Raw genomic sequence first — 20,538 nt, forward strand, 5'->3', positions numbered from 1 at the left:
TATTTTTATTATCAATTTATTCAGTTGCAAAGTGTATCGAAGATTATTGATGTGTAAACTCTTCGTGCTTGCTTTGTTTTTATGCTGCTATATTTTATTATCAATTTATTCAGTTGCAAAGTGTATCGAAGATTATTGATGCGTAAACTCTTCGGGCTTGCTTTGTTTTATTCTTCAATATTTATCTGCTTGTGTTCTCCTATTCAAATTGTATTCCGAGTTATTGATGTTTTATACCTTCAAATCTGAGAAAATACTGAAAGGATTAATTTCAATAACTCTTCTGTTTTGTTTCGCTCCCGAATTGCTTTTGGGCTTACTTTATTCTATTCCTCAATTTTTTACTACTTGTTGTTTTCTCACTTTAAAGCATATATGAGATTACTAATGTTTAAGTCCAGCAAGTCAGAGAAAATCCTGAAAGGATTTAATTTCAATAACTCTGTATGAAATGCAGAGAACTTACGAAACGCAGAGAAAGAACACCCAACCACGAAGTGGTTGAACAATCTACTACAACAAATATTTTTCATCAAACTCAATATTATGCTCGTTTAAAAGTTCTTTATATTCTTCAACAAACGTTTTCTTTCGATGATGTTCTTCCTGATTCTTTACATAGTTGATAAGATTTTCTTTTGCTTCAACGGAGTAAGTAAAAGCGCCATAACCATCCTGCCAGCCGGTAAAATCCGGAAAAAGATTTTTACTTTTTATGTAATCGGTACTTGCTAATTTTATGTTTTTTACTAAATCTGCCAAAGCAACAGACGGATGAAGATGTGTTACAATATGCAAGTGATTTTCAATTCCGCCAATTTGATATAAATGACAATTTTTATTTTTTAAAATGCCCCAAATATATTTGTACAATTCTTTACGGTTTTCGGCATTCAGCGTTGCCTCCCTGTTTTTTGTACTATAAACAATTTGATATAATATCTGAGTATATGTACTCATATTATTTTTCTGATTACTGAATTGAGTTATCCTTTGTTTGCCAACTGTCCGCAGGCTGCATCAATGTCTTTTCCCCGGCTGCGGCGCAAGCGTGCATTCACTTTGTGCGATTCAAGATAGTTCATAAATGCTTCAACTCTTTCATCTGTGGGCTTGGAAAATTTACTCGCATCAATCGGATTGTATTCGATTAAATTGACCAAATCCGCAGGCACACGGCGATAAACTTTTACCAGTTCTTCCGCATCTTTCAGACTGTCGTTAAAGTTCTGAAACAGAATGTATTCAAAGGTCACAGGCTGTTTTGTTTTTTTGTAATAATAATTTAGTGCATCCACTAAAGAATTAATATTGTTACTTTCATTAATCGGCATTATCTCGTTACGCTTCGTATCATTCGCAGCGTGTAGCGAAAGCGCGAGTTTGAATTTTGCATTATCATCGCCGAGCTTCTTAATCATTTTTGCAACGCCTGCGGTTGAAACCGTGATGCGGCGCGGGCTCATAGCTAATCCGTCTTCCGAAGAAATACGTTCAACTGCTTTCATCACATTGGTATAATTGAGCAACGGTTCGCCCATTCCCATGAAAACAATGTTGGATAATTTTTGTTGGTATTCTTTCAGGCTTTGCTGATTAATGAGAACAACCTGGTCGTAAATTTCGTCGTAAGTGAGATTACGCTTGCGCTCCATATAACCTGTTGCACAAAATTTACAAGTTAAACTACAGCCGATTTGCGAAGAAACGCAAGCGGTTTTTCTTTCGTCGGTAGGAATTAAAACACCTTCAACCAAATGTTTATCGAAAGTTCTGAAGCGGCTTTTAATGGTTCCATCCGAACTTTTTTGCAAAGTGTCTATGGCAATTGCAGGGAAAGAAAAATGGTCCGACAAATATTTGCGAAGGTCTTTGCTCAGGTTCGACATATCGTCAAACGAGCTTGCGCCTTTTTGCCAAATCCACTCGTGGACTTGTTTTGCGCGGAATTTCTTTTCGCCATGACTAACGAAATAACTTTCCAACTCCGATAAATTCAAATGCCTGATGTTTTGCTTGGGCGATTCCATTTTGCAAAGATAACCATGATTTGGAGATTTTACGGATTAGTTATAAAGCCGAAGATATACAGATAATTTTTAATCTGTACATCTGTGGTTAAAATTCATCTGACAAAGTTCAGACAGCCAAACCAATATGTACATCTATATCGGGGTTTTGACGGAGATAACTAACCAGTTCATCGTTCATGGCAATGCCTTTTTCAATCGTGTACAGGTTCACGGACATTTCCTCGTCGGCATCGAACACTTTAAACTTCAACGCTGTATTGCCTGCATTTTTCTTTGAATTTTCCGCGAAAAATTCTACCATACTTTCGCTCAAAGCCTGCAAGGCAATCGCTACGTCAATCGATTTTGTAAATGCTGTTTTCACACTATCGAGCGACATAATATTGGTTACATTAAAGTCGAATGATTCCTGATTATAACGTTGTTTGAAAAATCCTGTGAGCGACAATGTCAATCCTTTTTCAAGATAACTTTTGTACTTAATATAATCGTCGCGCCAAAGCGCAATTTCTGTTTTGCCCGAAAAATCTTCAATAGTCAGAATGCCGAAATCTTTTCCGGTTTTTGTCGTGCGGTGCTGTGCATCAATGACCAGACCAGCGATGCGGATAACGTTGCCGCCTTTGTTTTTAATTTCATTGTTATCTTTCAACTCGTTGAAATCACTGATTTGCATAAAGCCGTAATGCTGCATTTCAAATTTGTAATTGTCCAGCGGATGTCCGCTGATATAAATGCCCGTTACTTCTTTTTCATTTTCCAATTTTTCAATCAGGCTCCACTCCTGTGACGGAAGAATCTTCGGCGTGGCAACTTCGGGCATTCCCATATCGCCGAACAAACTGTTCGCAGTATTCTCCTGGCTTGTCTGGTAAACGTTGCCAAACTTAATAATACGTTCCAGATTGTTTGTTGTTTCGCCGGGCTGTACGGCAAAGAACTGTGCGCGGTGCATATTTTCAAAACAATCGAAAGCGCCCGAATATACAAGGCTTTCAATAGATTTTTTATTCACTGTTCTTTGGTTCACACGCTTGATAAAATCGAAGATATCTTTGAACGCGCCGTTCTTATTTCTTTCTTCCAGAATGCTTTCAATAGCCGCATCGCCCACGCCTTTTAAGCCGCCGAAACCGAAACGTATTTCGCCTTTTTTGTTCGGCGAAAAACCTTTGTGCGATTCATTGATGTCGCAGCCAAGCACTTTGATGCCCATGCGTTTGCACTCTTCCATGAAGAAAGTGAGCTTTTCAATAGCGCCCGCGTGGTTCAGTACGGCAGCCATGTATTCGCTTGGATAATGCGCTTTCAAATACGCCGTTTGATACGCCACAAAAGCATAGCATGTAGAGTGCGATTTGTTGAAAGCATATTGCGCAAATGCTTCCCAGTCCGCCCATATTTTTTCAAGTTTATCCTGCGGATGTCCCTTCTTGGTTGCGCCCTCGATAAACTGCGCTTTCATTTTGTTCAGCACGGCAATTTGCTTTTTACCCATCGCTTTACGCAGCACGTCGGCATCGCCTTTGGAAAATCCTGCGAGCTTTTGCGACAGCAGCATTACCTGTTCCTGATAAACCGTAATACCGTACGTATCCGCCAGATATTCTTCCATTTCCGGCAGGTCGTATTCGATTTTTTCGATGCCGTGTTTTCTTTTGATGAAGTTTGGAATGTATGCCAAGGGACCGGGACGATACAACGCATTCATCGCAATCAAATCGGCGAAAACGTCGGGCTTTAAATCGCGCAGATGCTTTTGCATTCCGGCGCTTTCAAACTGGAACGTCGCATTGGTTTCGCCGCGCTGATACAGCTGATATGTTTTTTCATCATCCAAAGGAATATCGTCTATGACGATATCATCGCCATGATTTTGTTTGATAAGCTGCAACGCCGTTTTGATAATGGACAGATTTTTCAAACCCAAAAAGTCCATCTTGATAACGCCGGCTTCTTCAATGCTGCTGCCTTCGATTTGTGTAACCCACAAGTCGGAATCTTTCGCTGTTGCAACAGGAATTAACTCCGTTAAATCTTTCGGCGCAATGATGATGCCTGCCGCGTGAATGCCCGTATTGCGCACGCTTCCTTCGAGCCTTTCCGCTTCGTGCAACACCGCCGCGCGCATATCATTGCCATCATAAATTTCGCGCAGCTTCTTAATGTTTTCCACATCTTCGGGCATATAGCCTTCTTTGTCTTCCAAAGATTTTTCGCCGTCTTTCGCTTCTTTGTTTGTAATGGGTGCTTTCAACACTCGACCTAACTGTGTTCCGGGCTTATCGGGCACGAGCTTTGCCAAAGCATTCGCATCAGCCAATGGCAAATCCATTACGCGCGCCACGTCTTTAATGGACATTTTTGCCGCCATCGTGCCATACGTGATGATTTGCGCTACCTGTTGCTTGGAATATTTTTGCACTACATAATCAATCACTCTTTGCCTGCCTTCATCGTCAAAATCCGTGTCGATATCGGGCATGGATTTACGGTCCGGGTTCAGGAATCTTTCAAACAGCAAATTATATTTTATCGGGTCGATGTTGGTAATACCAATGCAATATGCCACCGCGCTTCCTGCGGCAGAACCGCGTCCCGGACCAATGAATACGCCCATATCGCGACCGGCTTTGATAAAATCGCTTACAATCAAAAAGTAACCCGCAAAGCCCATTGTCTTAATCGTGAACAATTCAAAATCGATACGTTCTTTTATTTCATCGGTTAAATCAACATATCTTTTTCTTGCGCCTTCATACGTGAGATGATGCAGGTAATTCCATTGATTAATATTGTCGTCGTTTGTGGTTTTAAATTCCTGCGGAATGGGAAACGCGGGCAGTAAAATATCTTTCTTCAAATTCAGTACTTCAATCTTGTCAACGATTTGCTGCGTGTTTTCGAGCGACTGCGGAATGTCTTGGAAAAGCTTTTCCATTTCATTCGTTGTCTTAAAATAAAATTCATTGTTGGGAAATTTAAACCGGCGGTTTTTTACCAGTGCATCATCGTTTACAAAATCGTCAAAACCGGGTGTCGTTTGCTTTTCTCCTGTATTGATGCAGAGCAAAATATCGTGCGCGTTTGCATCGTCTTTGTCGGTGTAATGACTGTCGTTGGTACAAATAACAGGCACATTGTATTTCTTCGCAAACTTCAGCAATACTTCGTTCACTTTGTTTTGCTCTTCCATGTGGTGGCGTTGCAGTTCCACGTAATAATCCTCGCCGAACAAGTCAAGCCACCACTTAAATTCCTTTTCCGCTTCTTCTTCTCCTTTAGTTAAAATCGCCTGCGGAACACTCGCACCGATGCAACAAGTAGTCGCAATCAATCCTTCGTGGTATTGCTGAATCAGGCTTTTGTCCACGCGGGGATATTTGCTGTACATTCCTTCGATAAAACCGAGCGACGTAAGCTTGACGAGATTTTTGTAACCCAATTCATTTTTCGCCAACAAAATTTGATGATAACGTTTATCTTTTTTATCCTTAGAAAAAGTCTTTTGAAAACGGTCTTCCACTACATACAATTCGCAGCCGACAACAGGTTTTATTTTCGGTTCAAGAATATCTTTTCCGTTGGCATCTTTGCCCACGACTTTTGTGTTTTTCCAAGCCTGTGCCACAAACTCAAATGCGCCGAACATATTGCCGTGGTCAGTCAATGCAACGGCGTTCATACCGTCTTTTTCAGCTTTTTTATAAAGGCTTCCGATGGATGCAGCGCCGTCTAACAAAGAATATTGCGAATGAACGTGAAGATGCGAAAACTGGGGCATATATAAACCGTGATTTGTATGATTTAATGATTTACAAGAACCAACAAATTTCGTAAAAAACGGGCGGAAAGAAAAGTGAAAGTTATCCACGAAGTGAGACTTGCTGTGTGAAGCGTCTTCGCTTCACACGATTATTTTATTGCCTCGTGGCAATTTGTCGGCAGAGCCGACAGAATAAAAATGTGCGGCGAGGACTCCGCACATAGCGAAAGATTTTTTGCAACAAAATACCACAGAGCAAACAATGTCGCCCTGTGGTAAAAGTGAAATCGGAACAAACGAACTAAAATTTCACGGTAAAGCTTGCAGAGAATCTTCTCGGCATTTGCGGAATGGTTGTTCCCCAGCCTACCCAATATTGTTTATTGGTAAGATTATCCACTTTGCAGGTAATATTATATTTCTTTTTGTCGTATGAAAGCGAAGCATTTAATGTAGTAAATGACGGCAATACATAATAATCATCCAAATCATTAATCACTGCATTTTCACTTGCATAGTTGCCGCCGAAGCCCAAGCCTAAACCTTGCAGCGTTCCTGTTTGCACACGATAGCTTAGCCAAGCGTTTGCCAAATTTTTCGGACCTGCGGAGCTTGGACGAAAGCCGTCGAGCGCCGTACTAATTTTTTCATATTTACTGTTGTTATACGCATAGCCTGCAATAATGTTGAAGCCCGCAAAAGGATTTGCCGTAACCTGCGCTTCCAAACCTTTGCTGTATTGCGTGCCATTTTGCACCTGATAAGTCGGTCTGTCCGGAGCATCGCTGCGAACAACATTACTTACCTTGATGTCATAATAGCTAATGCTGCCGCTTAATTTTCCGTTGAACGCATCGGCTTTAACACCGCCTTCCCATTGGTTGGCGTGTTGTGGTTTAAAAACGCTGGTGCTTCCATCGGGTTGTTGCACAGGCGCCACATTGGTAAAACCATTCATGTAATTACCAAACAAAGACACTTTATCTTTCACGATTTGATATACCAAACCGAATTTCGGCGAAAATGCATTTTGATGATAACCGCCTGTTGCCTCTTCCGTAATCACGCTTTTTTGCCCTTTGTAATCATAATAATCCCAACGTACGCTTGCCATTGCAAGTAATCTGTCTGTAACGTTCAAAACATTCTGCACATAGGCGCTGTAAGTATTTGTAAGAATGCTTCCCGTTTGTATAAAAGGAACATCCAGCAATGCATTTTGCAATGTTGTATTGCTTAGTTTCACATATTCAACTCCTGGGTTAGCAAGGCTCAATTTATCAAATGCCAGACTGCCATAGCTTGCCTTTGTAGTAACGCTATATACTTCTGCGCCAATTAACGTACGGTTTCTCAAGCTCCCGATATGAAAATCGCCGTTGATATTTTCCTGAATATCCGTGGTATATTTTTTATAATAATCATAATAGGTTGCATTACGAATAAGAGAGTCATTGCCGGCAAGCACAGACATATAAGCGTTGCCCCCACTTTCAGCACTGCTGAGATAAGTAAAGTTGGTACGCGATACCCATTGCTTGGAGAATTGATGTGTTAATGTTGTAAAAAGTTTTGCCTGCTTTGGCTTAAGAACAAGCCCATTGCCAATAAATCTTCTGTGCCAGTCTATATTGACATCTTTTGGGCTGCGTACACCGGTTTTATACGAACCATCTATGAAAATGCGATAAAAGCTATTGGCACGTTCATTTTGATACTCGCCTTCTAATTCAAGCGTGTTTTTATCATCGATTTTGTATGTCAAAGAGGGTGCAACAAATTCATAGGAAGCAAAGCCTGCATCTTGCCAGGACCCTTCATGATGAATGGCGCCATTCAAGCGGAACAGCAATGTTTTGTCCGCATTCAACGGTGTATTCACGTCCACCGTAAAACGGCTTAATCCATAGCCGCCCCAAGTGTAGCCTGCTTCTCCTTTGAAGGTATCAAAAGGTTTTTTGGTAACAATGTTGAACAGCCCGCCATAACTGATGAGCGAACTTCCGTATAATGCGCCGGAAGGACCTTTGATGGCTTCGATGCTTTCGATATTGGAGACATCAATATTGCCATCTCCGCCAATGCCCACCACGCCGTTTCTTAAAAACGATTGGGTAGGGAAACCGCGCGAAGTAACCGAACCGCCTGCCGTGTTATTTTCCAATTGCATGATAACGCCGGGAATATTTTTCAATGCATCGGAATAAGTAACAATTTGCTGGTCTTTCAGCAACGCACTTGTAACGGTTGTATATACCTGCGGATTCTCCAAATTTTTCAGCGGCATCTTCGCTACATCGTTGCTCGTACCCGCATGATATTTCGCTTGCTGTGTGTTTACAATAACATCCTGTAATTGTTGTGAAGTAATATTAATCGTAAAATTTTCTTCAGTTGTTTCTCCTGTGGAAACGATAATTTCTTTTTCCTGCATAGCAATGCCTATGGAAGAAATTTTTAAAACATAATGCCCCGGCGCGAGCTTGTTAATAATATACCTACCATTATTGTCTGAAACAGCGCCGCGTTTCAGTTGTTCGATTTGGATGGTAATGCTTGATGCAGGCTTGTTATCGCTTGTTGTAATAATTCCTCTAACAGCGCCGCCGGCACTTTGCGCAAACATGATTTCCGGAGTCAAAAGCAGGCATAAAACAGACGAAATAAACAGTAAACTTAAATGCTTCATAAATGAGTATATTTTTTTGTGTGCGAAATTATTTTCACATTTACCAATGCTCTTTACGAAATCGGGAAAAACTATTTACGAGATGCGGAAAATTTCAAACAAAAAATCCTATAAGACCTGAAATCTTATAGGATTGCTATTACCAAACCATGAAAATTATTCCGAGTCCATCGTCATAATATCTCTGTCAAAAAGATACAAGCCGCTTTTGTCTTCGCCTATCAGTTCAAGTTTATCGTTACATTCACGGGCAAGTCTTTCTTCTTCTATCTGTTCGTTCACATACCATTGCAGAAAATTATGCGTAGCATAATCCTTCTCGGACAAGGCGATATCTACAAGATTGTTGATGCTTTCGCTTACTTTCACTTCATGCTCAAACAATATTTCAAATGCTTTTTTCAGTGAAACAAAAGTAAGTGTCGGCTGTTCTAACTTAGGAACAACTGCAAAACCGCCTCTTTCGTTAATATAATGAATCAGTTTCAGCATATGCATACGCTCTTCGTCGCTATGACGGAAAAAGAATTGCGTTACACCTTTTAATCCGGGTTGGATTTCTGCCCAGCTTCCCATTGCAAGATAAGCTTGCGACGATTGCGCTTCCATCAGCACTTGTTTGTTCAGCGCTTCTTTCATAGTTTGTGATAACATGGCTTTTGATTTTAATTTCAGAAATATTTGGTATCGCTCAGAAAAAAGTAAAATATCGCGTTTTACTAAAAACAAATACAGTATCATAATTGCGTCTGACTATATTTTCACTTTCGTATAAAAAAGCCTGCCATTTGTTATAGCCCCTATTTTGTTTTTGTAAAATCGCCTTCTATGATAATCTTTTTTAAATCGGGCAATATGTATTCTATGTGTGTAACTTGTACGGGAATAACCATCCGGTTAAAAACCGTTTCCATAGTATCGCCAAGCCATTTGGGTATGCGGGGTATAACTAATCATTTTTAATAGGTCTTTTGTAAAAACATTTTTTTAAATTAGCAGTACAAACTCTGTATCTCCGAAACAAATAGTTCTGCATCATTAATTTGCAATATATGTCCGCTGTTTTCTGCTTTTACAAGGCGGCTGTTGGATGAAAGTTTTAATAAATCAAGCTGAACTTTTTCTGTCAATTGGCGTAATTCGTTTTTTAATCCGGCATTTTTAATTTTTGCATATCGTATTTCAGATGTACCGGTAATTATGGTTAATGGTATATTTCCAAAGGAATTATATTCTTCGGCATCTTTAAAATTGTGCCTGTCGTTTTTCAGTTCTTCCAATACTTTATTGCACGACCTGTAAAAGAAATTTTTTTCCATGCGGTGCAGCCTGTGCCTGACAGGTATTTCCGGCGACAAGGGTATAAAAGAAAATAAAATCCGGTAGATGCCTGTTTGCACTAAAAATTTAATGAGCTGGTGTGGTGGTATTTTCAAAGTTTTTAGGAGTTCCGGCGAAGCCATTTCTATTTGTTTAGGATGTGCGGCTTCCGCAAAAACAATTCCGGCAATATCGTATTCGTGCCGCTTGATAAACGGTCTTAAATATATTCCTGCCATTGAATGTCCTACTAAAATGTATGGCTTGGGGCAGTGTGTATTTTCTAAAAGCAATTCGCGTTCTTTAGAAACATGGTCATTTGTAACCGTTTTTCCCGTTGCTTCGCTCAGCATAATGCCGTTGCGGTCATAAGAAATGGTTACTGCATTTTGTGATATGGCTTCCTGTATTTCGTGCCAGATGGCATGGCTGCTTCCCATGCCGGACTGGAACACCACAGTGCAGTTTCCTTTGCCTTTCTTTACATAATGCAACTTTTTCCCGTCAATATCTGCAAAGGTTTTTCTTTTAAATATTTTTCTTTCCAGCTTTCTTCTGGAGTATTGCTCAAACAGGAAACCTGCGAATAACAACAAGGTAAAAACGCCAATAACCCACAGGAGAATCAGAAGCAAAAATACAATCATAAAAGTTTTTTTATCCGGGTTGTTTTTTTGTATAAATTTCTCTTGCTTTCATGGGCGAGATGCCGTGTGTTTTTTTGAAAGCGATACTGAAATTGGATGTATTTTGGTATCCTAAATTCATGCCTATTTCCTGTATAGACATATTTGTATCCATTAAATATTTTTTTGCCTGATGCATTCTGAGGTCTTGCATATAACCAAAAACAGTATTATCAAATAAGATTTTAAAGCCGGCTTTGAGTTTTGTTTGGTTGATGCCTACCTGATGAGCCAATTCTATAATGGTACAAGGTCTGTCCAGGTTTGCTTTAATTAATGAGGCTGCCCAATGGATTTTATCCTTGTCCACGGCGTTTAGCATGTAATCTTCTTTTTTATTCTCAGCATTGTTATAAAGCAACGCAATGAGTTCATATGTTTTAGATTCAAAGTAAATCCTTCTTACCAGTCCTTCATAAGTGCAGCTTTTTATATCTTGTATCACGTTAAAAATATCAGCACTTATTCCGATATCGCTTGGGCTGAGTTTGCCGCTGATATTTTTATGGATTTTTGCCAGGAAATTATCCATAATGCCAGATTCGCCCGCGTAACCGTCCAGCATTGAGAGCGGAAGATGAATATCGAACGTATTGTAATTCACATTTTCGGAGAGATGGATTTTCGCTTCATTTTGTTCGGCAGGTAAAAAAGCGATATTAGAAGACATTGTAGCAACTGTATGTTCTACGTTAGCATCATCGTGATATACAATGGGCATAGCGGATAAATTACATTGGATTTCCAGTAATGGAGATGTTCCTTTTCCTAAAATCGTTACATCTCCGTTCATAAGGTAATCGGCTTCTAATATGAACAGGTTGCTGTCCAAAGTCTGCTTGCGAAAATGCGCATCTCCCTTAGGTGTGATAACCTTCATACTGTTTATATCGCTGTTATTATCCGCATTTTGTTTCCCGGCAACAGAAACAAAATGATTAAAGTCATCGCCCGTCATTACATATTGCATAATACTTCCTTTTTCATAATAAATACTTCCATAATCATAAATGAATAAACGTGGCGAAATATACTTTCGCAACCACGAAAATAAACCATACAATATAGATATGTAAAGTGTTCACCCAAACAATGTAAAAAAATTCCCGATTTCGTAAACAAATAAATACGCACAGGAATAAAATGGGTTTTGAAAACACAGCATATCCAATTATTTGAACAAATAGTATGTCTTATAAATGTAAATATTACATATTCACGATAACCACTTTGTTTGCTTATATATCAGGCATGGCGCAAACGGATGTTTACCATATTTCGGGAAAAGTATTTAGCCAACATAAGTTTCCGGTTATTGCTGCCTCTGTCCGTTTTCCCGAACTAAAGAAAAATATTGTTACCGATTCTTCCGGCAGGTTCTCACTTTCAGATATGCCGGCAGGCACTTATACAATTATTATTTCGGCAACAGGCTACATCACGTTGAAAAGCAAAATTGTAGTAACGAAGCGTGCCCAGAATTTTTCTTTCCTGTTAAAAACCCGTACCGCTTTACTTAATGATGTATCTGTGTTCGGATATTCACGTATTAAATCGTTGAATAGACAAGCCTATAACGTAACTGCCATAGATGCACAAAAACTGCAAAATACGGTAACAGACGTGGCACATGTTTTGGACCATGTTCCCGGAGCGCGTCTGCGGGAAACGGGAGGCTTGGGATCAGACTATGATTTTTCCATCAGCGGATTTTCCGGTAACAGGATAAAATTTTTCCTGGATGGCATTCCGATGGAAAGTTTCGGACCATCGTTTCAAATCAACAATATACCCGTCAATCTTGCAGAGCGGATAGAAGTGTACAAAGGTGTAGTGCCTGTATGGCTGGGCGGCGATGCATTGGGCGGCGCAGTAAATATTGTTACAAACAACAGGCTTAAAAATTATCTGGATGTATCCTATTCCTACGGCTCTTTTAATACGCACAGAACGAATATCAATGCAGGCTACACTTCAAAAAAAGGCTTTACGGTAAGGTTAAACGCTTTTCAGAATTATTCAGATAACGATTATAAAGTTACCGTGGATGCCGCCGATATACACACGGGGCAATATTACCGAGATACAACGGTCAAGCGGTTCCACGATAAATATCACAACGAAACAGCAATTGCACAAATAGGCTTTACGGATAAAAAATGGACAGACCAATTACTGTTCGGCATCACATTAGGACAATATTATAAACAAATACAAACCGGCGCACGCAGCACGGCGGTATTCGGCGCATGGTTTACCAAAGGCAACATTATAATGCCTGCACTGAAATATGCCAAAAAGAACTTTATAACAAAGGGATTGGATGTAACTTTCAATGCCGATTATAATCTCGGGCAAGACCAAAGTATTGATACCATACACGCCCGCTACAATTGGTTAGGCGATTCCATCACCTACCTTGGAAAAGGCGGTGAAAGCTGGTACAGCCTGTATAAATACAGGAATCATAACGGAAGCGCATCGCTTTCGGCAAAGTATTCTATCAATGGCAGGCAGAACATTGCTTTTGATAATGTCTTCAGCTATTTCAACAGAAAAGGCGCCAACCTGGTATCACCAAATCCTTTGGTGGACAATATCCCGCAGAAGACTGAAAAAAATATATTAGGCGCAAGTTATCAATATCATATCCCCGGTAAATTCAATATTACCGTATTCGGAAAATATTTTTATCAGCATGCAAGTACTACGCTTATCCAAACCGATTATAATAATCCCGGCGATACCGTTTATAACAAAACAGGACTCAACAGAAACAAGCCGGGCTACGGCGTTGCAGCAACTTATTTTATTCAGCCGCAGCTTCAACTAAAATTTTCTTACGAAAAAACATACCGGATGCCGGAAAGCGAAGACCTCTTCGGAGACATCATCAACAAAGACGGCAACTGGAATTTAAAACCGGAACGAAGCAATAATATCAACCTGGGACTGGGTTACAATTTAAACTTAGATAAGCATCATTTTTACTTTAGCGGTACGGGAATATATTACTATGCTAAAGATTTTATCTATTATAACCCGCTCGGGCCAAACCCGAATAAATTGTATCCCGACAACCTGTACAATGTATCCAATTTGGGGTTGGAATCCGAAATAAGATATTCTTACCAACAGATTTTTGTTGCCGGAATAAACGTTACTTACCAAAATTTGAGGGATAGAAATAAATACCGTACAGACCTTCCGGACATTCCCAGCATTACCTACAAAGAACGCATTCCCAATATTCCTTATTTATTCGGTAATGTCCATGCGGCGCTTTATTTTCCAAATATTTTTTCCGGCGCCGGTAAGCTGACCATCGGCTACAACATGATGTATGTGCACAATTTCTATTTGTACTGGGCAAGCGAAGGCGCGGCAGATACAAAACGCATGATTCCTACACAAATATCGCACGATGTAAGCATCGTTTACACATTTAAAAACGGCAGGTATAATACCGCAATTGAATGTAAAAACATTATCGGTGAAAAGTTATACGATAATTATAGCCTGCAAAAACCGGGACGGTCATTCAGTATAAAACTCAGATATTTTATCGGTCAATAATTCTTTTTTCAAAAAACAAAATCAAATAAATATGACAAAATCAAAGTTTGTAATCTTAGTATCATCAGCGCTTTTATTATTAAGCGCGTGCAGCAAAAAAGACGTATCCGGTAATCAGTCCGGCGGAAACGGCGGCGGGGATTCAACCGTCATTGAGCAACCGAAAGACAGCATATTTGTATTAACCACTGCAAGCTCCCCCTCCGGCGCTGAGGTAATTAATACCGCCGAAACGTTAGATTCGGGTGTATTAAACACGCAAGGAACGGGGATAGAGCAAGACGGCGCCACACACAATTACATCGTCAACGGAGATTATTTTATCAGCTTCTTGTTCGGGCAAAGCAATCCGGGCGCCGTAACGGCATACAAAGCCGATGCATCTAAGCAATTGGTAACAGCTACCGATTTCCAAACGGAATCCATGACCATGTTCGGCAACGCAGGCGATGAAGTTCTGATGGTAAAAAACGCCTGGCAGCCGGAAGAACAATATACACAATGGTACAGGCTCGATACAAAAAGTATGGAAATTGTAGCGCAAGGACAAATTGATGCAGAAGCATTGGCTGCCAACGGGCAAAAAGCATTCTTTACCGATATTAAAAAAGTGGGCGATAAAATTTTCGCTTCGTTCATCAGCGTGGAAAGCGGACTGAATTTTGAAACACAATATCCCGATAGTAACTGGATTGCCGTGTACAACTATCCCGATATGACGTTGGATAAGGTAATCCGCGACGGGCGTACCGGCTCTATAGGAACTTATTGGGTAAGAGGCATGGACGTGGATGAAAACGGCGACACGTATGTTTTCGGTACAAAACTGGACTGGGATATGTCGGGCAAATACAGCACGGCAACACCTGTCGGAATTATGAAAATTAAAAGCGGTACCACGGAATACGACCCAACGTTTTTCTTCAATATCACTTCCGCTTCCGGCGGAGAATACGTTTGGCGCAAAGATTATCTGGGTAAAGGATATTTCTTATTGACTATGGTTCCGCAACCGTATGTATATGCCGTACAATTGTATTTATATCCCATGTTGATGGGCGGTATTAAATATGCCGTAGTAAATGTTTATGACGGCTCTTTCAAATGGGTAACCGGCACGCCGGAAGCCACTGACATCCAATTTACCAGCGGTTCATATTCTTATTCCGCATTGGACGGAACAGGATATGCGGCTATTTATTATACTGATGCCGGTAAGGCAAAATCGACTGTTTTTAAATTCGATGCAGCAACTGCAACCGCAACGCCCGGGCTTACCACAGACGGCAATGCTATCATTACAGGTATCAGCAGGTTGCCCGTAGCAGCGGAGTAGCCCCCTTCTTGGAGTGTACAGTTCCCCGTTGTTCAAAAAAAATAGCGGAATGTGAGGTAAGAAGAATAACGAATTATCCAGACTATATTTAATTTACTTGTTTATTGTACAGCCGCTTTACTCCAAAGCGGCTATTTTTTCTTCTTCACTCCTGCTCTGTAACCACAACCTTACGGCTATTATTTGTGTATGACTATATTTTTCATTGAATGACGAAAATATTTGAGATGAAGATAATTCAGGCTTTTTCTTCATAAATTTTTCTAATTCTTTCAATTCATTTTCCGTAACAAAAACAGAAATATCCACTTCCCCGGTTGGGACAAATTCCATCAAATGCCCTTCAACCGTGCCTCTCACGAGATTGCGTTCCTGCGCAATTTCGTCGATGCGTTTTCACACGAGATACATTTCCAAACTGATTTGCTTGGTCATACCTTTCGGAACTTTGGCTACAGCTAATTTTTTACAGCAATGGATAGTACCCACGCCTATTTGAAAATAGTAAATGCCTCACCCAATTTTGCAAGCGTAGTCAAAGGTAGTGATACATTCAATATTCTTGTAAACGGGCAAATATAAACGACACTTCTTTCAGCTATAATAGCACATTTCCAAGAGCATTTACCATTCTTTATAAAGGAGATATATACCAGACAGGGACGAAAGGTATTTCAATGTCAAGTTACATTCAGTAATATATACAAACTTATGTACCGAAATGCGGAAATTTTTATATTCAGGGGGTACATTTGCAGAGTGCAGGCAAAAAATTATTATCAAATTCTGGGCGTTTCTCCTACGGCTTCTTCTGCCGAAATTAAAGGTGCATACAGAAAGTTAGCGCTTCGTTTTCATCCGGATAAAAATGTGGGCAATACCTCGACCAATGCAGCTTTCACAGAAATCAACGAAGCATATTCCATACTTTCGGACGAAAAAAAACGTGCAGCCTATCATCGGGAGAATTTTGGAAATTTTATTGCGAAAAAGGAAGATGCACATTTGAATATAACACCTCAATTTATCTGTGAAAAAATAGTAGAAATACGTAAAAGTCTTGAACATACCGACCCTTATCGTATGGACAAACCTTCGCTGCTGCTCCAATTGAAACAACTTTTCTCCGCATATCATTTAGCGATTTTGAAAAAGGAAAATAATATTGCACTGAACAACTCTATCATCGATGAAACGCTTACCATACTTGCATTTCTGCCGGCGGAACAACAAAAAATTATTACCGACTGGTTTAAAGATATTCCTCAAAACCGGGAAGAAAAAATCAATGCTTTTTTGAAGAAACAACAAAGCGTTTTCTTTTGGGAGAAATATAAATTATTGTTTGTACTGGCGGCTACCGTTGTGGTTTGCTTAGTTGTATATTTAGTCATCAGATAACAAAACTACTTCATCGTGCCCACTGTTTTCTTTCCAATACACTTTTACTTTTTGCGATTGGTAAGTGTCGATAGCACGACCAATATAATTTGCCTGAATAGGAAGTTGTCGGGAAAACCTTCTGTCAATCAACACGCAAAGTTCTACGTTTGAAGGGCGACCGAAATCAAGCAAAGCATCAAGCGCAGCCCGAATGGTACGACCTGTCCACAAGACATCATCAATCAGTATCACAGATTTTTTTTCGATGCTGAAAGGGATATCCGTTTCATTTGCCACATGCAGGTTGTTGCGGATATCATCGCGGTAAAATGTAATATCAAGCTTGCCGTAAGCAATTTTTTCGGTCGGAACAATTTGCTCCAGCTCATCCACAATTCTATTGCTCAGAAAAACACCGCGCGGCTGCAGCCCAATGATGACGGCACTTTCAAGCCCCAAATGATTTTCAATTATCTGGTGCGCCAATCGTTTTATTGTTAAATCCACCTGCTGCGGGGTTAATATAGATTTTGCATTGCTACTCATTATCACTTCAACAAAAGATTAGTAATTTGTAAACAAAAATACTTGAAGCGAATCAATTACATTCGCGTTTTACAAATTAATTTAAAATGAAGAAACCTTTTATTATTGTTACGGCAACTCTGTTTGCAGCTGCAGCAAAGGCGCAAGTACATAAAACTGTTACGCATTCGACGGTCCATTCCAAGACAACTATGCAACAACCGGTTCGTCTTGCGAATTTTGACGATACTGTAAGCTACGCTTTAGGTTTGAGCATTGGCAAGTTTTACCAGCAACAGGGGATCAAAAATCTTAACACGACATTATTGTCCAGGGGTATTAAAACCGCAATGGGCAAGGATTCTGCATTATTTACCGATGAGCAGGTGGGCGATATTCTGATGAGTTCTGCACAGCGCGCGGCAGAGGAAAAAGCGTCAAAAGCAAAGCATGAGGGCGAAGTTTTTTTAGCAAAAAATAAAACCAATCCGGGCGTTGTTACTTTGCCCGACGGCATTGAATATGAAGTGTTGCAAAAAGGAACCGGTACAATACCGGCAGATACAAGCAATGTGAAAGTTAATTACGTAGGAACATTGCTGGACGGAACAGAATTTGACAATTCTTATAAGCGCGGAGAACCGCTTGATATGGATGTAACACGCGTTATCAAAGGATGGACAGAGGTACTGAAGCTGATGCCTGTAGGCAGTAAATGGCGTGTGTGGATTCCTTCCGATTTGGCATATGGCGACCGTGGCGCCGGCGAAATGATTCCACCGGGAGCCACATTGCAGTTTGATATAGAACTGTTGGGCATCAATAAATAATCTTCAAAAAAAATTGAGACAAGATACTTTCTTACGAAGCATCTTGTCTCAACATGAACTATATAAAAAATATTTGGAGTAATTCATTTTATACAAATTACGAATCATTCCAAATAAGCTTATATCTTCTTAAACACCACACTTGCATTGTGCCCGCCGAAACCGAAAGCATTGCTCATGGCTGTATTGATTTCTTTTTCAAAAGGCTGATTAATCACGATATTAATGTTACCCGGTATTTTTTCGTCAAGGTGTTCTACATTAATTGTCGGCGGAATAATATTATGATTGATTGACTTGATAGCAATAATCGCTTCAATTGCTCCCGCCGCGCCCAACAAATGTCCCGTCATGGATTTCGTTCCGCTGATATGCAAATGTTGCGTATGTCCGCCAAATGCTTTTTGTACCGCGTTCAATTCACTAATGTCGCCAATCGGTGTGGACGTTGCATGAGGGTTGAGATAATCCAGTTCGTCAGGATTCAACTGCGCTTCTTTCAGCGAAAGTTCCATCGCTTTTGCCGCGCCAATTCCTTCGGGATGCGGCGATGTGAGATGATATGCATCTGCCGTCATAGCTGCGCCTACAAGCTCTGCATAAATTTTTGCGCCGCGTTTTTTCGCGTGTTCATATTCTTCCAGAATCAACGCGCCGGCGCCCTCGCCCATGACAAAACCATCGCGGTCTTTATCAAACGGACGGCTTGCGTGTTGCGGGTCGTCATTGCGCGTGGACATGGCTTTCATCGCAGAAAATCCACCGACAGACGCAGGCGTTACCGGCGCTTCGGAACCGCCGGTAATAAACACTTTCGCTTTGCCCAAACGGATATAGTTAAACGCATCCATAATCGCAGTGTTAGACGTAGCGCACGCAGAAACCGGAGCATAGTTGATGCCTTGCAAACCATACTTCATCGAAATCATTCCGGGCGCAAGATTGACAATCAGCTTGGGAACAAAAAACGGATTGAAACGCGGATTGTAATTTCCTTCAACATAGTTTGTAACTTCCTGCTCAAACGTTTCCATGCCGCCCTGCCCCACACCCCAGATTACACCGATATCAAAAGGATCTTCTTTGGAAACGTCTAAGCCTGAATCATTCATCGCTTCGGCTGCTGCATACAAAGCATATTGCGAAAACAAGTCGGAGCGCTTGATTTCGTTTCTGTCCAAATACTTTTCGGGCGTAAAGCCTTTTACTTCGCAGGCAAGTTTTGTGCGGAACAATCCCGCATCGAAACGCGTTATCAAACCTGCGCCGCTTGTGCCTTTCAGCGCATTTTCCCAGAAGGTGTTTACGTCGTTTCCGATTGGCGTAACCGCGCCCAAACCTGTGATTACAACTCTTGTCATTTTATTGATTCGATTTTCAAAAGGTGCAAAAATACATTTCTGCAATCATATATGAATTTTCTTACAGAAGAATTTATATCATCTTTCCGCAACAGCAAAACCGACTGTTTCGCGATATAGTTGCGGCGAAACATCAGCATTGGTTTTGAAGAAACGGCTGAAATAATATTCATCGTTATAACCCAATTCGTATGCAATTTCTTTTACGGTTTTTGAAGTAAGATATAATTCTCGTTTTGCTTCAATTACGATGCGTTCCGAAATCAATTCCGTTAATGTTTTATTGAAATGCGCTTTGGTAATTCTTGCCAATGCTTTCGCTGAAATGTGCAGCATATCTGCATAATCGCCTGCTGAATGTTTTGTCTTGAAATTGTTTTCAATTGCATCTTTCAGGTTTTGCAATATAAAAGGTTGTTCATTATCCGCAACGTTCGTTGCCGCATCAGGCTGCTGTTCTACTTTGATTCTTGACAAATGAATTAACAGGATTTTTAATTGCGAAACCAACAATTCATATTGTGCCAACGCATCATTTCGAACTTCATCTTTAAGCTGTGCAACAATCGTAGCTAACAGCAATTCCTGTGTTGCATCAAGCTTTAGATAAGGCGGATTGTAAATATTGTTAAACAAAACGCCGTTGCAGGCAACTTCGTTTTGATGCTTGTGAATACAGAAAAAATCCGGATGAAATTGAATGGCAAAACCTTTAAGACCTTGTTCCGTTGCAAACATAAAAGGCTGATAAGGCGAAAAGGCAAACACTGAATTTGCCTGCAATTCATATGTCGTAAAATCGGCTCTTACTTCGCCCGCACCTTGCTTTACAAAGATTAATGAAAAATAATTGTTGCGCTGAATATGGTCAAAATGTTCATTACTTTCAAAATCAAAAATCTTGAAGGCAAGGTTGCCGTTTTGCGGATTGATTAATGTGTAATTGTTGTGTTCAAACATTTTTTCAAAATGGTTTCAAGACCCTGAATGTTTTCTTTTCAAGGTCTTAAATATAAAAAGATTGTCAGTTATA

At 40.3% G+C, this 20,538-nt stretch carries 15 protein-coding genes; 4 read left to right on the top strand and 11 right to left on the bottom strand.

Going from position 1 to position 20,538, the window contains the following annotated elements; genetic code table 11:
* Positions 1-513 precede the first annotated feature (513 nt).
* From tnpA to A9P82_RS01710, 7 genes are all read right to left on the bottom strand, one after another.
* Positions 514-960 (bottom strand): IS200/IS605 family transposase, encoded by a 447-nt coding sequence (tnpA, locus tag A9P82_RS01680; RefSeq protein WP_066203499.1) that lies wholly within the window; start codon positions 958-960, stop codon positions 514-516.
* A 26-nt stretch (positions 961-986) separates the two neighbouring features.
* Complete coding sequence (rlmN, locus tag A9P82_RS01685) at positions 987-2,030, bottom strand: 23S rRNA (adenine(2503)-C(2))-methyltransferase RlmN (RefSeq protein ID WP_066203501.1); 1,044 nt, start codon at positions 2,028-2,030, stop codon at positions 987-989.
* Positions 2,031-2,139: 109 nt separating this feature from the next.
* Positions 2,140-5,817 carry a DNA polymerase III subunit alpha gene (gene dnaE, locus A9P82_RS01690; RefSeq protein WP_066203505.1) on the bottom strand — a complete coding sequence of 1,226 codons (3,678 nt, stop codon included), beginning with the start codon at positions 5,815-5,817 and terminating at the stop codon, positions 2,140-2,142.
* Between the two features lie 283 nt (positions 5,818-6,100).
* Positions 6,101-8,488 carry a TonB-dependent receptor gene (locus tag A9P82_RS01695; RefSeq protein ID WP_066203508.1) on the bottom strand — a complete coding sequence of 796 codons (2,388 nt, stop codon included), beginning with the start codon at positions 8,486-8,488 and terminating at the stop codon, positions 6,101-6,103.
* Positions 8,489-8,644: 156 nt separating this feature from the next.
* On the bottom strand, positions 8,645-9,142 hold the full coding sequence (locus A9P82_RS01700; protein WP_066209461.1) for a ferritin: 498 nt from the start codon (positions 9,140-9,142) through the stop codon (positions 8,645-8,647).
* Positions 9,143-9,480: 338 nt separating this feature from the next.
* The gene (locus A9P82_RS01705; protein ID WP_066203511.1) at positions 9,481-10,455 is read right to left on the bottom strand and encodes an alpha/beta hydrolase; all 975 of its coding nucleotides are present in this window, start codon (positions 10,453-10,455) and stop codon (positions 9,481-9,483) included.
* 10 nt (positions 10,456-10,465) lie between these two features.
* Positions 10,466-11,536 carry a helix-turn-helix transcriptional regulator gene (locus A9P82_RS01710; protein WP_197492210.1) on the bottom strand — a complete coding sequence of 357 codons (1,071 nt, stop codon included), beginning with the start codon at positions 11,534-11,536 and terminating at the stop codon, positions 10,466-10,468.
* A 146-nt stretch (positions 11,537-11,682) separates the two neighbouring features.
* On the opposite strand from A9P82_RS01710, the gene A9P82_RS01715 reads away from it, so the two are divergent.
* Positions 11,683-14,070, top strand: a complete 2,388-nt coding sequence (locus A9P82_RS01715; RefSeq protein WP_066203513.1) for a TonB-dependent receptor — start codon at positions 11,683-11,685, stop codon at positions 14,068-14,070.
* A 31-nt stretch (positions 14,071-14,101) separates the two neighbouring features.
* On the top strand, positions 14,102-15,406 hold the full coding sequence (locus tag A9P82_RS01720) for a DUF4374 domain-containing protein (RefSeq protein WP_066203515.1): 1,305 nt from the start codon (positions 14,102-14,104) through the stop codon (positions 15,404-15,406).
* Positions 15,407-15,523: 117 nt separating this feature from the next.
* On the opposite strand, the gene A9P82_RS01725 is transcribed toward A9P82_RS01720, so the two are convergent.
* Positions 15,524-15,796, bottom strand: a complete 273-nt coding sequence (locus tag A9P82_RS01725; RefSeq protein WP_082915164.1) for a helix-turn-helix domain-containing protein — start codon at positions 15,794-15,796, stop codon at positions 15,524-15,526.
* A gap of 321 nt (positions 15,797-16,117) precedes the next feature.
* Between A9P82_RS01725 and A9P82_RS01730 the strand changes: the two genes are divergently transcribed.
* Positions 16,118-16,807, top strand: a complete 690-nt coding sequence (locus A9P82_RS01730) for a DnaJ domain-containing protein (protein WP_082915165.1) — start codon at positions 16,118-16,120, stop codon at positions 16,805-16,807.
* On the opposite strand, the gene pyrR is transcribed toward A9P82_RS01730, so the two are convergent.
* Positions 16,793-17,335 carry a bifunctional pyr operon transcriptional regulator/uracil phosphoribosyltransferase PyrR gene (gene pyrR, locus A9P82_RS01735; RefSeq protein ID WP_066203524.1) on the bottom strand — a complete coding sequence of 181 codons (543 nt, stop codon included), beginning with the start codon at positions 17,333-17,335 and terminating at the stop codon, positions 16,793-16,795. The genes A9P82_RS01730 and pyrR overlap by 15 nt on opposite strands.
* Before the next feature lie 86 nt (positions 17,336-17,421).
* Here pyrR and A9P82_RS01740 point away from each other — a divergent pair, with 86 nt between their 5' ends.
* Entirely contained in the window at positions 17,422-18,144 is a 723-nt protein-coding gene (locus A9P82_RS01740) for an FKBP-type peptidyl-prolyl cis-trans isomerase (RefSeq protein ID WP_082915166.1), read from the top strand.
* 119 nt (positions 18,145-18,263) lie between these two features.
* Here the strand turns inward: A9P82_RS01740 and fabF are convergent, their stop codons facing one another.
* Both fabF and A9P82_RS01750 read right to left on the bottom strand, forming a co-directional pair.
* Positions 18,264-19,505, bottom strand: a complete 1,242-nt coding sequence (gene fabF, locus A9P82_RS01745; protein WP_066203527.1) for a beta-ketoacyl-ACP synthase II — start codon at positions 19,503-19,505, stop codon at positions 18,264-18,266.
* A 78-nt stretch (positions 19,506-19,583) separates the two neighbouring features.
* Positions 19,584-20,465 carry a helix-turn-helix domain-containing protein gene (locus A9P82_RS01750; protein WP_066203530.1) on the bottom strand — a complete coding sequence of 294 codons (882 nt, stop codon included), beginning with the start codon at positions 20,463-20,465 and terminating at the stop codon, positions 19,584-19,586.
* Between the last annotated feature and the right edge of the window lie 73 nt (positions 20,466-20,538).

This window comes from Arachidicoccus sp. BS20, assembly GCF_001659705.1.
GTDB lineage: Bacteria > Bacteroidota > Bacteroidia > Chitinophagales > Chitinophagaceae > Arachidicoccus.